Annotated in this window: 14 protein-coding genes; 10 read left to right on the forward strand and 4 right to left on the reverse strand. The window is 61.2% G+C overall.

The annotated features are described in order from the left end of the window. The first annotated feature begins 305 nt into the window (after positions 1-305). Together ACOZK4_RS26700 and uvrC are read left to right on the forward strand one after the other, a co-directional pair. Complete coding sequence (locus ACOZK4_RS26700) at positions 306-1,058, forward strand: SDR family oxidoreductase (protein ID WP_421594671.1); 753 nt, start codon at positions 306-308, stop codon at positions 1,056-1,058. After that, positions 1,055-3,103 (forward strand): excinuclease ABC subunit UvrC, encoded by a 2,049-nt coding sequence (gene uvrC / locus ACOZK4_RS26705; protein WP_421594672.1) that lies wholly within the window; start codon positions 1,055-1,057, stop codon positions 3,101-3,103. The genes ACOZK4_RS26700 and uvrC overlap by 4 nt, the downstream gene beginning before the upstream one ends. An 88-nt stretch (positions 3,104-3,191) precedes the next feature. Here uvrC and ACOZK4_RS26710 read toward each other — a convergent pair whose 3' ends face one another. After that, a complete protein-coding gene (locus tag ACOZK4_RS26710; RefSeq protein ID WP_421594673.1) occupies positions 3,192-5,066 on the reverse strand; it encodes a M10 family metallopeptidase C-terminal domain-containing protein in 1,875 nt (624 codons plus the stop codon). A gap of 344 nt (positions 5,067-5,410) precedes the next feature. Between ACOZK4_RS26710 and pgsA the strand changes: the two genes are divergently transcribed. The 3 genes from pgsA to ACOZK4_RS26725 are packed head-to-tail and all read left to right on the forward strand — an operon-like array spanning position 5,411 to position 6,728. Continuing rightward, complete coding sequence (gene pgsA / locus ACOZK4_RS26715; protein ID WP_313522387.1) at positions 5,411-5,995, forward strand: CDP-diacylglycerol--glycerol-3-phosphate 3-phosphatidyltransferase; 585 nt, start codon at positions 5,411-5,413, stop codon at positions 5,993-5,995. A gap of 1 nt (position 5,996) precedes the next feature. Continuing rightward, the gene (moaD, locus tag ACOZK4_RS26720; protein WP_421594674.1) at positions 5,997-6,251 is read left to right on the forward strand and encodes a molybdopterin converting factor subunit 1; all 255 of its coding nucleotides are present in this window, start codon (positions 5,997-5,999) and stop codon (positions 6,249-6,251) included. Between the two features lie 3 nt (positions 6,252-6,254). Further along, complete coding sequence (locus ACOZK4_RS26725) at positions 6,255-6,728, forward strand: molybdenum cofactor biosynthesis protein MoaE (protein ID WP_421594675.1); 474 nt, start codon at positions 6,255-6,257, stop codon at positions 6,726-6,728. On the opposite strand, the gene ACOZK4_RS26730 is transcribed toward ACOZK4_RS26725, so the two are convergent. Further along, on the reverse strand, positions 6,725-7,621 hold the full coding sequence (locus ACOZK4_RS26730) for a branched-chain amino acid ABC transporter permease (RefSeq protein ID WP_421594676.1): 897 nt from the start codon (positions 7,619-7,621) through the stop codon (positions 6,725-6,727). The two genes, ACOZK4_RS26725 and ACOZK4_RS26730, sit on opposite strands and share 4 nt — an antisense overlap. Positions 7,622-7,687: 66 nt before the next feature. Here ACOZK4_RS26730 and ACOZK4_RS26735 point away from each other — a divergent pair, with 66 nt between their 5' ends. From ACOZK4_RS26735 to ACOZK4_RS26745, 3 genes are read left to right on the forward strand one after another with little or no spacing between them, the layout of a single operon-like run. After that, positions 7,688-8,242, forward strand: a complete 555-nt coding sequence (locus tag ACOZK4_RS26735; RefSeq protein WP_421594677.1) for a CGNR zinc finger domain-containing protein — start codon at positions 7,688-7,690, stop codon at positions 8,240-8,242. Continuing rightward, the gene (locus ACOZK4_RS26740) at positions 8,239-8,742 is read left to right on the forward strand and encodes a hypothetical protein (protein WP_421594678.1); all 504 of its coding nucleotides are present in this window, start codon (positions 8,239-8,241) and stop codon (positions 8,740-8,742) included. Before ACOZK4_RS26735 ends, ACOZK4_RS26740 begins: the two co-directional genes overlap by 4 nt. Positions 8,743-8,800: 58 nt before the next feature. Beyond that, the gene (locus ACOZK4_RS26745; protein WP_421594679.1) at positions 8,801-10,198 is read left to right on the forward strand and encodes a hypothetical protein; all 1,398 of its coding nucleotides are present in this window, start codon (positions 8,801-8,803) and stop codon (positions 10,196-10,198) included. Positions 10,199-10,270: 72 nt separating this feature from the next. Here ACOZK4_RS26745 and ndk read toward each other — a convergent pair whose 3' ends face one another. Both ndk and ACOZK4_RS26755 read right to left on the reverse strand, forming a co-directional pair. Beyond that, complete coding sequence (gene ndk, locus ACOZK4_RS26750; RefSeq protein WP_069059233.1) at positions 10,271-10,693, reverse strand: nucleoside-diphosphate kinase; 423 nt, start codon at positions 10,691-10,693, stop codon at positions 10,271-10,273. A gap of 105 nt (positions 10,694-10,798) precedes the next feature. Beyond that, positions 10,799-11,488, reverse strand: coding sequence for a glutathione S-transferase family protein (locus ACOZK4_RS26755; protein ID WP_421594680.1), 690 nt, complete (start codon positions 11,486-11,488; stop codon positions 10,799-10,801). Positions 11,489-11,620: 132 nt separating this feature from the next. Here ACOZK4_RS26755 and ACOZK4_RS26760 point away from each other — a divergent pair, with 132 nt between their 5' ends. Both ACOZK4_RS26760 and ACOZK4_RS26765 read left to right on the forward strand, forming a co-directional pair. Then, entirely contained in the window at positions 11,621-12,142 is a 522-nt protein-coding gene (locus ACOZK4_RS26760; protein WP_313522379.1) for a DinB family protein, read from the forward strand. A gap of 184 nt (positions 12,143-12,326) precedes the next feature. Further along, a complete protein-coding gene (locus ACOZK4_RS26765; RefSeq protein WP_313522378.1) occupies positions 12,327-12,617 on the forward strand; it encodes a hypothetical protein in 291 nt (96 codons plus the stop codon). Positions 12,618-12,626: the final 9 nt, after the last annotated feature.

The raw sequence follows: 12,626 nt of genomic DNA on the forward strand, positions 1-12,626 counted from the left end.
GTCCCGCCCGGTTGAGGTGAAATTGAATAAAGATTGAGGAAATGAAAGAGCCAAAATGTGAAATCATTGTGGCACGGCCATGGCACAATTTGGATGTGGTTTTTGCGCACCAGGTAAATCGTTAACCATGATTTCAACAATGGAAGAAATCGGTAAAATATACTTCAAATTACTTTGAATTGCCTTTTGCGGTTAATTTTTCCGCAACCAATTGTCATGGGGAGTTTAAGCCTGCGCTGGGATGTCTATATCTTGGGCCGGTTAATCAAATGAATCGGCAGGACGGACAGTTCTTGAAGAAACCCATGAAAACGGCCCTCGTGACGGGCGGCGCAAAACGCATCGGCAAGGCCATCGTGGAGGATCTCGCCGCGCACGGCTTTGCCGTCGCCATCCATGCAAACGAGTCTCTCGAGGAAGCGGAGGCGCTCGCCGCCACACTTCGGGCGCGCGGCCGGACGGCTTGCGTGGTGCAATGCGACCTTTCCGATAGCGCCGCGACGGCGACGCTGATCGACAGGGTCGTCGCCGCACTCGGGCCGCTCGATCTCCTCGTCAACAATGCCTCGCTGTTCAAGCCGGATACGGTCACCGCCTTCGACGATGCGCTGTGGGAGCGGCATTTCGCCGTTCATGTGAAGGCACCGTCGATCCTCGCGCGTGACTTCGTCCGGCAATTGCCTGACGGTGCCGCCGGCTCGATCGTCAACATCGTCGACCAGCGCGTCTGGAACCCGACGCCGCGCTATTATTCCTACACGCTCTCCAAATCCGCCCTGTGGATGGCGACGCGCACCATGGCGCAGAGTTTTGCGCCGCATGTTCGCGTCAATGCCATCGGCCCCGGCCCTTCCTTGCCGAACGAGCGCCAGGACGACGCCGATTTCCAGGCGCAGGTCGAGGGTCTGATCCTGCGGCGCGGCCCCGATCTCGACGAATTCGGCCGCACAGTTCGCTTTTTGTTCGACACGCCGTCCATAACGGGGCAAATGATAGCGCTCGATGGCGGGCAGCATCTCGCCTGGGAAACACCCGATGTCAGGGGAATAGCGGAATGAACGGCCGGAAGGTGGAGGATGGCGGCATCCTCTACGACGAAAACGAGACGGACGAGGACGACGAGCTTCCGGAAAGCACAGCGGCGAGCGTTGCCGATCCTGTCGCCGCCACGCCCGGCATCGACTGGAACGAAGGCGGCGACCTGCCCGAGGGCGTCACCGGCGCCGATTTGATCCAGCACTTCGTCAACCGCCTGCCCAACAGCCCCGGCGTCTACCGCATGTTTAATGCCGACGGCGACGTGCTCTATGTCGGCAAGGCGCGCAGCCTGAAGAAGCGCGTGTCGAACTACGCGCAGGGCCGCGTGCATTCCAACCGTCTCACGCAGATGGTGCGCCAGACGGCCAATATGGAATTCGTGACGACGCGCACGGAGACCGAGGCGCTGCTGCTCGAAGCCAACCTCATCAAGCGCCTGCGCCCGCGCTTCAACGTGCTTTTGCGCGATGACAAGTCGTTTCCCTATATCCTGCTGACCGGCGACACCAGGGCGCCGGCGATCTTCAAGCATCGTGGCGCACGCAGCCGCAAGGGCGACTATTTCGGCCCCTTCGCCTCGGCCGGCGCGGTCGGCCGCACGATCAACTCGCTGCAACGCGCCTTCCTGCTGCGCACCTGCACCGACAGCGTTTTCGAAAGCCGCACGCGCCCCTGCCTGCTCTACCAGATCAAGCGCTGTTCCGGCCCCTGCACCAATGAGATCCGCGACGCGGACTATGCCGAACTGGTGCAGGAGGCGAAGGACTTCCTTTCCGGCAAGAGCCAGAAGGTGAAGGCGCATATGGCCGAGGCCATGAACGCCGCCGCCGAAGACCTCGATTTCGAGCGCGCCGCCGTCTATCGCGACCGGCTGGCGGCGCTGTCGCATGTCCAGAGCCATCAGGGCATCAACCCGGCCGGCGTGGAAGAGGCCGATATCTTCGCCATTCACCACGAGGGCGGCATTTCCTGCATCCAGGTCTTCTTCTTCCGCACCGGGCAGAACTGGGGCAACCGCGCCTATTTCCCCAAGGCCGATCCGCAGCTGACGGGTGCGGAAGTGCTCAATGCCTTCCTTGCCCAGTTCTATGACGACAAGCCTTGCCCGCGGCAAATCCTGTTGTCTGAGACGGTGGAGGAAATCGACCTTCTCTCGGAGGCGCTGTCCGAGCGCTCGAACTACAAGGTGACGATTTCCGTGCCGCAGCGCGGCGAGAAGAAGGACCTCGTCGACCACGTGGTCGCCAATGCCCGCGAGGCGCATGGCCGCAAGCTGGCCGAGACCGCCTCGCAATCGCGCTTGCTCGAAGGGTTTGCCGCGACCTTCAAGCTTCCAACCGTGCCGCGCCGCATCGAGATCTACGACAACTCGCACATCATGGGCACCAATGCCGTCGGCGGCATGGTGGTGGCGGGGCCGGAAGGCTTCGTGAAGAGCCAGTATCGAAAATTCAACATCAAATCGACCGACATCACGCCCGGCGACGACTTCGGCATGATGAAGGAAGTGATGACCCGACGCTTCTCCCGTCTGATGAAGGAAGAGGGCCTGCCGGATCGCAATGCCGACCAGAGCACCGACGCCGCCGACCAGCCCTTCCCGGCCTGGCCGGACATCATCCTCATCGACGGCGGCCAGGGCCAGATGACGGCGGTACGGGCGATCCTCGAAGAGCTTGGCATCACCGACCAGGTCATCGCTATCGGCGTCGCCAAGGGTGCGGACCGCGAGGCCGGTCGCGAACGCTTCTTCATGCGCGGCATTCCGGATTTCTCGCTGCCGCCGCGCGATCCCGTGCTCTATTTCGTGCAGCGCCTGCGCGACGAGGCCCATCGCTTCGCCATCGGTTCGCACCGCGCGCGCCGCAAGAAGGAGATGGTGAAGAACCCGCTCGACGAGATCGGCGGCATCGGCCCGACCCGCAAGCGCGCCCTGCTCCAGCATTTCGGCACCGCCAAGGCCGTCTCCCGCGCCGCGATGGTCGATCTCATGGCGGTATCAGGCATTTCGGAGAGCGTCGCACGGATCGTTTACAACCATTTTCACGATGATGCGGCGGGTTGAAGACCTTGGCTCAACAAACAAAACAGGGCGCTGAATTTCTCTAGCGCCCTGTTTCCGACATACCTCGCGATGCAGCATCGCCCATAATCTAGAGAATGAAATCGCCTTTCAACAGCATAACCGCCGCAGTGAGTTCTATAGCGAAATCCGCCTTCCCATTACCGTCCACATCACCATAAATATAGGTTCCGGCCGCTTCTTTGTCGAAGCGCAGCTCACCGGCCTTGCCCGAAAAGCCCTTGGAACCGATAAAGGCAAAGGCGTCGTTCTTCGAGGTTGTAGACATCGCGTCGATGCCAGAAAGATCGATGCGATCGCCCTGCGTCCGCGAGAAGTCAAAGATGGTGTCACGGCCAGAAACGGCAACGGTCGAATCTTTCAGCGACGTGAAGACAAATGCGTCCTTGCCGGTGCCGCCATAGAGATCGTCCGCGCCTTGACCTCCGATGAGTGTATCATTGCCAACACGACCAAAAAGCTTGTCATTGCCTGACATACCCTTCAGCACATTGTTGCCGTCGCTACCGGTAATCGTATTTGCAAGCTCGTTTCCGGTGCCATTGATATCACCTAACCGCAGGATCAGGTTCTCGATATTGGCAACCAATGTCAAACTGATCGAAGTGTTGGCGACATCGATACCCTCGAGCTTGTTCTCTATGATTTTGTCGTATCTGTTGTTGACGATATAGATATCATTGCCCTTGCCGCCTTCCATTCTGTCCTCGCCGGAACCACCGTCGAGCGTATCATCACCATCGCCGCCCAAAAGCGTGTCATCACCACGCCCGCCGCGCAACGTCGTTCCGCCCTGAGTTGCGAATAACCAGTCAGACGACACCGTCCCGGTGATTTCTTTCACCGACGCAACATTAAAGATAAAATCACGTTTAGTAAGCTCGCTTAGTGCAACATCCCTGATCGTGAACTGATTTTGGGATTCCCCATATTGGGCGCTGAACCATGCGTTGCCATCACCTTTTATCTCGATAGTTTTTTGTAACTGGCTGAAATTGCTGATCCCGTAAGCACTCACATCTATGCGATCAGTGCCCTGCTTAAAGTCGACAATAGTACTCAGACTATCCATGTCTGGCGCCTTACTGCGAATGGCTAAAACGAAGATATCAGCGCCTGCGCCGCCGAAAAGCTCGTCACGTCCATGCCCACCTTTAAGCTTTGAGCCGCCAGCCGCCGCGAACAATCGATCATCGAGATTAGTTCCGATAACGTCTCGCGCGTTTCCTGTATAAAAGATGAAATCACGGGCGCTTATCCCCTCTTTCTTGACTCCTTCTAGAAAAAAAGCATTCCCGCTGCTTGCACGTGTTGCGTTAAACCCAACTCCGTTTCTGCGGTCGTCGAAGATGTGCTCCAGTTGCGTGAAGCTTGAAATGCCAAAAGCGGATATATCGATACGGTCAACGCCTGGTTTAAAATCCTTGATCTCCGCGTTGCTATCTTGATACTCCGCAGTGCTACGCTTGAAGGCCACGAAAAGGTCAGCACCGCTGCCGCCGTGAAGTTCGTCAGCTCCTCCAGAATTATAGCCGCCACCGGTGAAGATAATGTCGTCCCCATCCCCACCATCGAAGGTGTCTGTCCCTATTCCGCCGTAGAGTCTGTCATTCCCGCTTCCAGCCTCCACCCATAAGCCACTCACTCCCGCACGAAATATGTCGTTTCCGGCTCCGAGTTTGATCGCATCCGACATCCAGTCGAAATCTCGAACGCTAGTAAAATCAAATACATCGCTCCCTGCCGTGCCGCCCAACGTGAACCCAGCGAAGGTCAAAGATGTCACTGCGACCGATGCATCCAGAATGAGCGTTGAGACCCTTACATCACCAAGGAGAAGGAGATCGTGAGACCCAATTCCGTTCGTGACAATTTTAATTTCACCGTAAATTCCGCCTGGAATCTCAGCGCGATATTCTCCTGATGGGATAGTGAAAACAGCCATTCCAAATACAACCCTGTGTTATCGACGCGATGTATCTTTGCAATATTATATTGCACAATCATCGCGCAATAGCCGTCTGCAATAATCCCCCTGTTCACAAAGGCTTACTGCAGCACTCGCAGAGCACGGGTCGGACTAGATACCAGCCCCATGAAGCGGCCAGATACGGCTGACTGCAACAGATAGAAAACGCACGGATAGTGGATCGTATGCCTTCAAAATGCACACTTCCCCCTCATATTCCCCAGCGCTCCGTAAATTCGCCAAGAATCGCCGGAAACAAAGGTTGACGGCGCTGTCACAAAGACCTCATCTAGCCGCAAAAGATCGAGACTGAAAAATCCATGGCTTCCCGCGCATATAGCATTCCGAATCTCCTCACCTACGCCCGCATCGTGGCCGTTCCGCTGATCGTGCTCTGCTTTTTCGTGGAAGGGCGCCTGCAATCGTCGGATTTCGCGCGCTGGACGGCCTTGGGCCTCTTTGCCGTGGCCTCGATCACCGATTACCTGGACGGCTATCTCGCCCGTATCTGGAACCAGACGTCGAATATCGGCCGCATGCTGGACCCGATCGCCGACAAGCTGCTCGTCGCTTCGGTGCTGCTCCTGGTGGCCGCCGACGGTACCATTGCCGGCTGGACGATCTGGGCGGCGATCATCATTCTCTGCCGAGAAATCCTCGTCTCGGGCCTGCGTGAATATCTCGCCGACCTCAAGGTCAGCGTTCCCGTGACGCGCATCGCCAAGTGGAAGACGACGATCCAGATGCTGGCCATCGGCTTCCTGCTTGCCGGCCCGGCCGGTGAGAAGGTCCTGCCCTACACGACCGAGATCGGTATCGCCCTGCTGTGGGCCGCAGCCCTCATCACCATGTACACCGGCTACGACTATTTCCGCGCCGGCCTGAAGCACATCGTGGACGAGTGAGATGACGAAGCTCGTCTATTTCGCCTGGGTGCGCGAACGGATCGGCAAGGGCGAGGAAGACATCGATCTTCCCGCCGATATCAGGACCGGCACCGACCTGCTGCGCCACCTGAAGTCGCTCGGCGACGAATATGCCCATGCGCTCGAGCATGAGAAGGTGATCCGCATCGCGATCAACCAGGAACACGTCGAACACGACGAGCCGATCACCGGTGCACGCGAGATCGCCCTCTTCCCGCCGATGACGGGGGGCTGAACCGTGGCCGGCGGCGTTTCGGCTCCGGTGACCGTGCGCGTCCAGACGGATGATTTCGACGCCGCGGCCGAGGCTGCCCGCCTCACCGAAGGCCGGGCGAATGCCGGTGCCATCGTCAGCTTCGTCGGCCTCTGCCGCGATGAAGGCGGCCGCCTCTCCGCCCTGGAGCTGGAACACTATCCCGGCATGGCGGAAGCCGAGATTACCCGCATCTGCGCCGAGGCCGTCGCGCGCTTCTCCCTGCTCGGCATCACCGCCATCCACCGCGTCGGGAAAATTGCGCCGGGCGCCAATATCGTACTGGTCGTCGCTGCCGCCCCGCATCGCCACGCCGCCTTCGACGGCGCGTCCTTCGTCATGGACTACCTAAAAACATCGGCGCCCTTCTGGAAGAAAGAACATTTCGCCGATGGCCGCGACGGCGGGTGGGTCGATGCCAAGGAGAGCGACGACCGGGCGCGGGAGAAATGGGTCTAGGGCACCGTCTTCTCCCTGCGGAAAATCACCAGAAGCAGCACCAGCGCGGAAAAGATCACGAGATCCCGCCACAGGAAATCGCCATAAGCGCTCCACAGCGTCTCGGCGAGGCCCATGGCTGCGCCGCCGAGCGCGGAGAGAAGCGGCGCCCCTGCCCCGCCGATGGCGGCGATGAACAGCACCTTCACGCCGAAGACCAGCCCCGCTCCAAAATCCATATTGCCGTAATAGGAGACGGCGAGAATGCCGGTGAGGCTGGCGATGAGCGCGGCCACGGCATAGGCCGAGAGATAGACGCCTGCCGCATCGACGCCGCAGAGTTCCGCCGCCAGCCGGTCCTCCGACACCGCGCGCCAGCGCCTGCCCCAGGCAGAGTGCGAAAGAACCAAGTAACCGACGGCGACGATGGCGAGCATGGCGCCGGTATTGGCAAGCTGGATGACCGTGAGCACGACGGGAAAGGCCGGATCGGCCCAGAAGGTGATGCGCGCATTGAGGAAAGGCGGCAGCCAGAGGCTCCGCGTATCGGAGGCCAGCCGCGCCGTCTCCATCAGCACCAGCACGACGCCGAGCGCTGCGACCACCACCGTATTGTCGGAGGAAAAGGCGAGCGGGCGCATGACATGCCGCCCCACGACGAGCCCCGCGCCGACGCTGTAGAGCAGCGCCATCACCGCCCCGAAGCCGAGCGCGGCGGGCAGCACCAGCCAGAGATGGCTCCAGCCATAACCGGAAAACAGCACGAACATCTGCGCCGAAAAGGCAAAGAGCGCACCGTAGCCGATATCCGCCCGGCGCGTCACGGCAAAGGCAATGGAATAGCCGAAGGCGAGCGCCGCATAGAGCGCGGCGACGGGCACGGCATTGGCGATCTGCTGGAGGAAATAGGCCATGGCGGTTCCGGTTTCATCGCCCCAAATTATAACTGGCAAAATGGATTTTACCAGTTAGAATATACCATGACCTTTTCCTGGACCCCGCATCGTTTTTCCGGTGGCGCGCTCGCGCTCGATGTCGCGAACTCCGTCGTGCTGCGCGCCGATCCGGAGCGTCGCATAGACCGTTTTGCCGATCCAGCCACGATGGACACCTTTGCCTCCGGCGCGAACGAACACGGCGAGGAGCGAGCCCTTTTCGGCCCGCTGGAACCGGTGGAGGACCGGGCGCGCGCCGGGCTGGTGCGGCTGCGCGAGGCGATCGACCGGCATTTTCGCGCCGAGGTACTTGGAACAGGCAAGCCGGCGCTGCTGGCCGATCTGCTCGATGCCATCTCGGCAACGCTCAGGATATCGGGCGAGCGGCCACGGGCGCTCGACACCGCCACGGCCCGCTCCGCGCTGATGCTGCTGTCGCGGCCGGAGCCGGAGCGGCTGAAAATCTGCCCGAACTGCAACTGGCTGTTTCTCGACCGCAGCCGCAACCGCTCGCGCGCCTGGTGCGACATGGCCGTCTGCGGCAACCGCGTGAAGGCCAGCCGCCACTATCGTCGCAACCGCGCGGAGACCCAGCCATGAAGAGAGCCCTTCTCATCGCCCTGCCGCTTGTCTTGCTGCTCGCCGCCTGCCAGCGCGAGGCCGGCCCCGACCCGCTGAAGCTGACCGGCAAGATGTTCGTCTTCAACTACCGCCTCGCCTATGCGACCTACATGGTGACGCTGGAGCAGACCGAGCCGTTGCCCGAGGGTTCCATCGTGAAGGCCGAATTCGAGAACCCGGCCGGCGGGGCGCCGCTGACGCTGGAGCGCAAGATTTTCCCCAACCTGACCCGCGTGGTGCTGGAAAGCCCCGACGTGACCTGCGTGAAGAAGAACCAGCCCTACAAGGTTGCGATTTCGGTTCTCGGCCCGGATGGCGATACGCTACAGGCGCTGGAAACCCAGGTGACGTCCAATATCGACCAGAGCATCCTGCCGGAAAAGGCGCTCGTCGTTGGCCCCGCCTATGACAAGAACCCGGAGGTCTTCAAGGACGGCAAAGCGCCGGCACATTTCGAAACGGCAAAGTGCGCGGTCTGAGCGAATATTCGCCTCTCCCGATGCGTTCCGCCTGAAACGGTTTTCGGGAGGATGTTCGATGCGGTTCCTGCCTGTTCTGGCCCTCGGCTTCACGATGCTTTCCGCGACGGTCCAGGCCGAGGAGCCGGCCGCCTGCGCAGGTGAGGCTGCAATACTTGCCCTTTCGGATGTGGTCCTTGCCGACCGGGAGAAACTGCCCCGGCTGAAGACGCGCCGTTTCGGCGCGGAGGCCGCCTATCTGAAGATGCGCTACGGCAAGCTTTCCATGGAGGACGCGGCCACCCTCGCCCATGGACTGCGCGATGCCGGCGTGCGCGAGGCGATCGACCTCGCCGGCGCCATCGACGCGGCACGGGGTGGTTACGATGCGCTCAAGGTGAGCGATCCGGTGCAGCTCAACGGGCTGATCTCCACCCTCAGGGCGATCCTGCAGGCCGGCGATGGCGAGAAACTGTTTGCCGCCATTGCCAGCCTGCCGCCTGAACGGCAGACATCCCTCCTCGGGAGCGTCGTGCCCGCCATCATAGATTGGCCGGACGCGGAGAAGGTGAAGCTCGCCGCATTGGCGGGCAGCCACAAGCTGTTTTTCATCCAGGCCGGCCTCGCCGCCAGCCAGCGCGATCAGAATGCCTGGCCCGTCTTCGTCGCCGGCTTTGCCGACCAGTCCATGATCCCGGACCTGACCCGCATGTGGAGCTGGGCGCCGGCTCTCGTCGGCAGACCGGCCCTGCCGCGCATCCCGCTGCCGGATGCCGAGGTGCAGGCCCAGCAGAAGAGCCTTCACACGGTGTCGGTCGCGGCGGCGCAGGAGCCGGAGCGCGATTTCCTGATGACCTATGTGAATCAGACGGGCAGCATCGCGCCCGCCGAAAAGGCGGCGCAGGCCGTGCTGGCCGAAATCGCCGCGGGACATATCAAGCCCGACGGTCTGCTCAATACGGCCTGGCTCACGGCCTACAGGGTGCTGCGGGAAAACGAGGCCGATCCCGCCGTGGTCGACAGCACGCTCGAAAACACGGATGGCTATATGCGTGCCGTCGGTGATGCATCGATGCGCGATGCAATCGACCGGCTGATCGCAGTCGATGCGCTCACACCCTACCTCACCGGCAAGAGCGCCGATCTGCCCGCGACGCCGAAGGACATCAGCGCCAAATTCCAGGCCAGATGGCCGCTGTGGACGGAGCTCGCCGGAGCACTCAAATCCTCGCCTCTATCAGCTTTCGCGAAGGACGAGGCGAAAGCCCCCATCGTGGCGGAGCTGCTGTTTGCAGCGGGTGATCCGGCCCGCCTCGCCGATTTCGTGCTGACGGTCGAGCCGCCGGAAATGAAGCTGGCACTGGCAACGGATTTCGCGATGCGGCTTGATCGGACCTGCGCCAGCTACATGCATCACCCCGCCGAGGCGCTGCTGCTGTCAGGCCAGCCGATCTTCCGTTTCGACCCCGCAAAATGACGAAACCGGAGCCTTGCGGCTCCGGTTTCCCAATGACATCAAAGCTGTACGGCCTCAGCCGGACAGATTGAATCAGCCGACGATTTCGGTGTCGGAGAACCAGTACTTGATTTCCTGGGCAGCGGTTTCCGGAGCGTCGGAGCCGTGAACCGAGTTTTCGCCGATCGACAGAGCATGCGTCTTGCGGATCGTGCCTTCGTCGGCGTTTGCCGGGTTGGTGGCGCCCATGATTTCGCGGTTCTTGAGGATCGCATTCTCGCCTTCGAGAACCTGGACGATCGTCGGGCCGGAGGTCATGCCTTCAACGAGTTCGCCGAAGAAGGGGCGTTCCTTGTGAACGGCGTAGAAGCCTTCGGCTTCGCGCGTGCTCATCCAGACGCGCTTGGAAGCAACGACGCGCAGGCCCGCATCTTCCAGCATCTTGGTGATGGCGCCGGTCAGGTTGCGCTTCGTCGCGTCCGGCTTGATCATCGAAAAGGTGCGTTCAATCGCCATTTTCCCGTTTCCCTTTGGTTTTCCGGTGAAAGTGGCGGTTCAATAGCCGCCAACGCCCCGCAAAACAAGGGGGGCGCGGCTTTTGGCGCAATCGTGGTCAAACTTTCACGCAGCCGTCACACGCCGGCCGACACCGCCATGCAGATCGAGGCAACGGGCGAACCACAGCGCCACCGGATCGTCCTCCTCAAGCACTTTCGTGCCGGCCGTGGTGCGCAGCCATTGTAGCGCACCGAAGACGATGTAGTCCGGAAAGAGCGGGCCTTCGCCGCCGATGAAGGGCTGGATCTTCAGCATGTTGCGCAGCGGCTGCAGTTTTCTCGAGAAATCCTCGACCTCAGCCTTGCCGGCAGCCGCGATGTCCTCCAGCGAGGCGCCGAGGCGTTCCTCGCGGCTGCGGCGAAAATAGGCCCGATCGGCCTCGCCGAGCAGGTTGTGGATGTCGAGAATGGCGATGCGGGTGATCGCCATATGCAGGGTGGACTGCGACCAGTTCTCGATGAAGCGCGCCATGGCCTCACCGCCTGCGCCGCCGAACAACGAGGGACGGTCGGGATAGGCCTCGTCGAGATAGAGCGCGATGGCGAAACTGTCGCCGACCAGCCTGTCGCCGTCCCGCAACAGCGGCACCGTCGCCGTGCCGCCATTCTCGATGCCGGGAATTTCGGTGAAGCCGACCGGCACCGTGTCATGGTCGAGGCCCTTGTGGGCGAGCGACATCACGGTCTTCCAGACATGGGGGGAAAACTGGCGTTCCTTGTCGGCGCCGGCAAGCGCATAGAGCAATCGGGTCATGAAATCCTCGTCATGGTTTGACTGCATTGGAGCGCAGGGCGGCTGGCTGCGCAAATCAGATAATTTCATGGATGACATCAACGCCGCCGATGCGTGCTTCCGCTATAGTCCGGGCAAATCACGGAGACGCCGATGCTCGACCACTACCGCATGTTCGCCGCCTACAATGCCTGGGCCAACCGCACGCTCTACGAGGCCGTCGGAAAGCTCGACGATGCCGCCTACCGCAAGGACCTCGGCGCTTTCTTCGGCTCGCTGCACGGCACCTTGAACCATCTTCTTTGCGCCGACCGCATCTGGCTGAAGCGTTTCACCGGCGCGGGCGAAGCGCCGACCAGCCTCAATGCAATTCTTCACGAGGATTTTGCCGGTCTCCGGGCCGCCCGCCAGGCCGAAGATACGCGAATCATCGCCTATATCGACGGGCTGACCGAAGACGAGATTGCACGCGACATCACCTATACGCCGCTGACCAACCCCACGCTCATCACCCACCCGCTCGGCCCCGCCCTCACCCATGTCTTCAACCACCAGACCCACCATCGCGGCCAGTGCCACGCCATGCTGACGATGGTCGGCGGGCCAAGCCTCTCGCTGGACCTGATCTACTTCGCGCGCACGGAAGGTTCTGCTTTTTTGCACAATGCAAGTTGAGCGGGCTGTCATTTTCCTGCAATAGTCGTGAAACAGTCCTACGCTATTGGACCTGATGGCGTCGACTTGGAGGATTGTCCGGTGCTGTCACCCAGGTGACAGTCAGCGGCAACGGACGGTGAAATAGTCGCTGTCATTGGAGGCGATGCCGAACGGCGGGCCTCACCTGAGAGAGGGATGAAAGATGGCAAGAAGCAACGAGGAATGGGCAGCCCTGCTCGGCAGCACGCTTTGCAAGATGGCACGCGTCTATGGCACCGATGCCCCGAACGCCTATCTGCCGGAAGAATGCTATCCGGTGATCGAGAAGACCTTCGAAGTGGCGCTGGAGCAGGCGCGCGCCGAAGGCTATGCCGCCGCCATGCGCGACCTGCAACAGCAGACCCGTTCAACCCGCACCGCCGCAACCCGGCAGCGGCCGTCCCTCATCGGCCAGGTCATGCGGTCCTTCGCGCTCAACCGGCGCCTCGCCTGATATCGGCGG

The organism is Shinella sp. M27, assembly GCF_049199905.1.
Classification (GTDB): domain Bacteria; phylum Pseudomonadota; class Alphaproteobacteria; order Rhizobiales; family Rhizobiaceae; genus Shinella.

Excerpts from the sequence above, each read along its gene's own strand:
- uvrC (WP_421594672.1), top strand. The coding sequence starts at position 1,055 with ATGAACGGCCGGAAGGTGGAGGATGGCGGCATCCTCTACGACGAAAAC.
- ACOZK4_RS26710 (WP_421594673.1), bottom strand. The coding sequence starts at position 5,066 with ATGGCTGTTTTCACTATCCCATCAGGAGAATATCGCGCTGAGATTCCA.
- ACOZK4_RS26735 (WP_421594677.1), top strand. The coding sequence starts at position 7,688 with ATGACCTTTTCCTGGACCCCGCATCGTTTTTCCGGTGGCGCGCTCGCG.
- pgsA (WP_313522387.1), top strand. The coding sequence starts at position 5,411 with ATGGCTTCCCGCGCATATAGCATTCCGAATCTCCTCACCTACGCCCGC.
- ACOZK4_RS26765 (WP_313522378.1), top strand. The coding sequence starts at position 12,327 with ATGGCAAGAAGCAACGAGGAATGGGCAGCCCTGCTCGGCAGCACGCTT.
- ndk (WP_069059233.1), bottom strand. The coding sequence starts at position 10,693 with ATGGCGATTGAACGCACCTTTTCGATGATCAAGCCGGACGCGACGAAG.
- ACOZK4_RS26760 (WP_313522379.1), top strand. The coding sequence starts at position 11,621 with ATGCTCGACCACTACCGCATGTTCGCCGCCTACAATGCCTGGGCCAAC.
- ACOZK4_RS26755 (WP_421594680.1), bottom strand. The coding sequence starts at position 11,488 with ATGACCCGATTGCTCTATGCGCTTGCCGGCGCCGACAAGGAACGCCAG.
- ACOZK4_RS26740 (WP_421594678.1), top strand. The coding sequence starts at position 8,239 with ATGAAGAGAGCCCTTCTCATCGCCCTGCCGCTTGTCTTGCTGCTCGCC.
- ACOZK4_RS26745 (WP_421594679.1), top strand. The coding sequence starts at position 8,801 with ATGCGGTTCCTGCCTGTTCTGGCCCTCGGCTTCACGATGCTTTCCGCG.
- ACOZK4_RS26730 (WP_421594676.1), bottom strand. The coding sequence starts at position 7,621 with ATGGCCTATTTCCTCCAGCAGATCGCCAATGCCGTGCCCGTCGCCGCG.
- ACOZK4_RS26700 (WP_421594671.1), top strand. The coding sequence starts at position 306 with ATGAAAACGGCCCTCGTGACGGGCGGCGCAAAACGCATCGGCAAGGCC.
- moaD (WP_421594674.1), top strand. The coding sequence starts at position 5,997 with ATGACGAAGCTCGTCTATTTCGCCTGGGTGCGCGAACGGATCGGCAAG.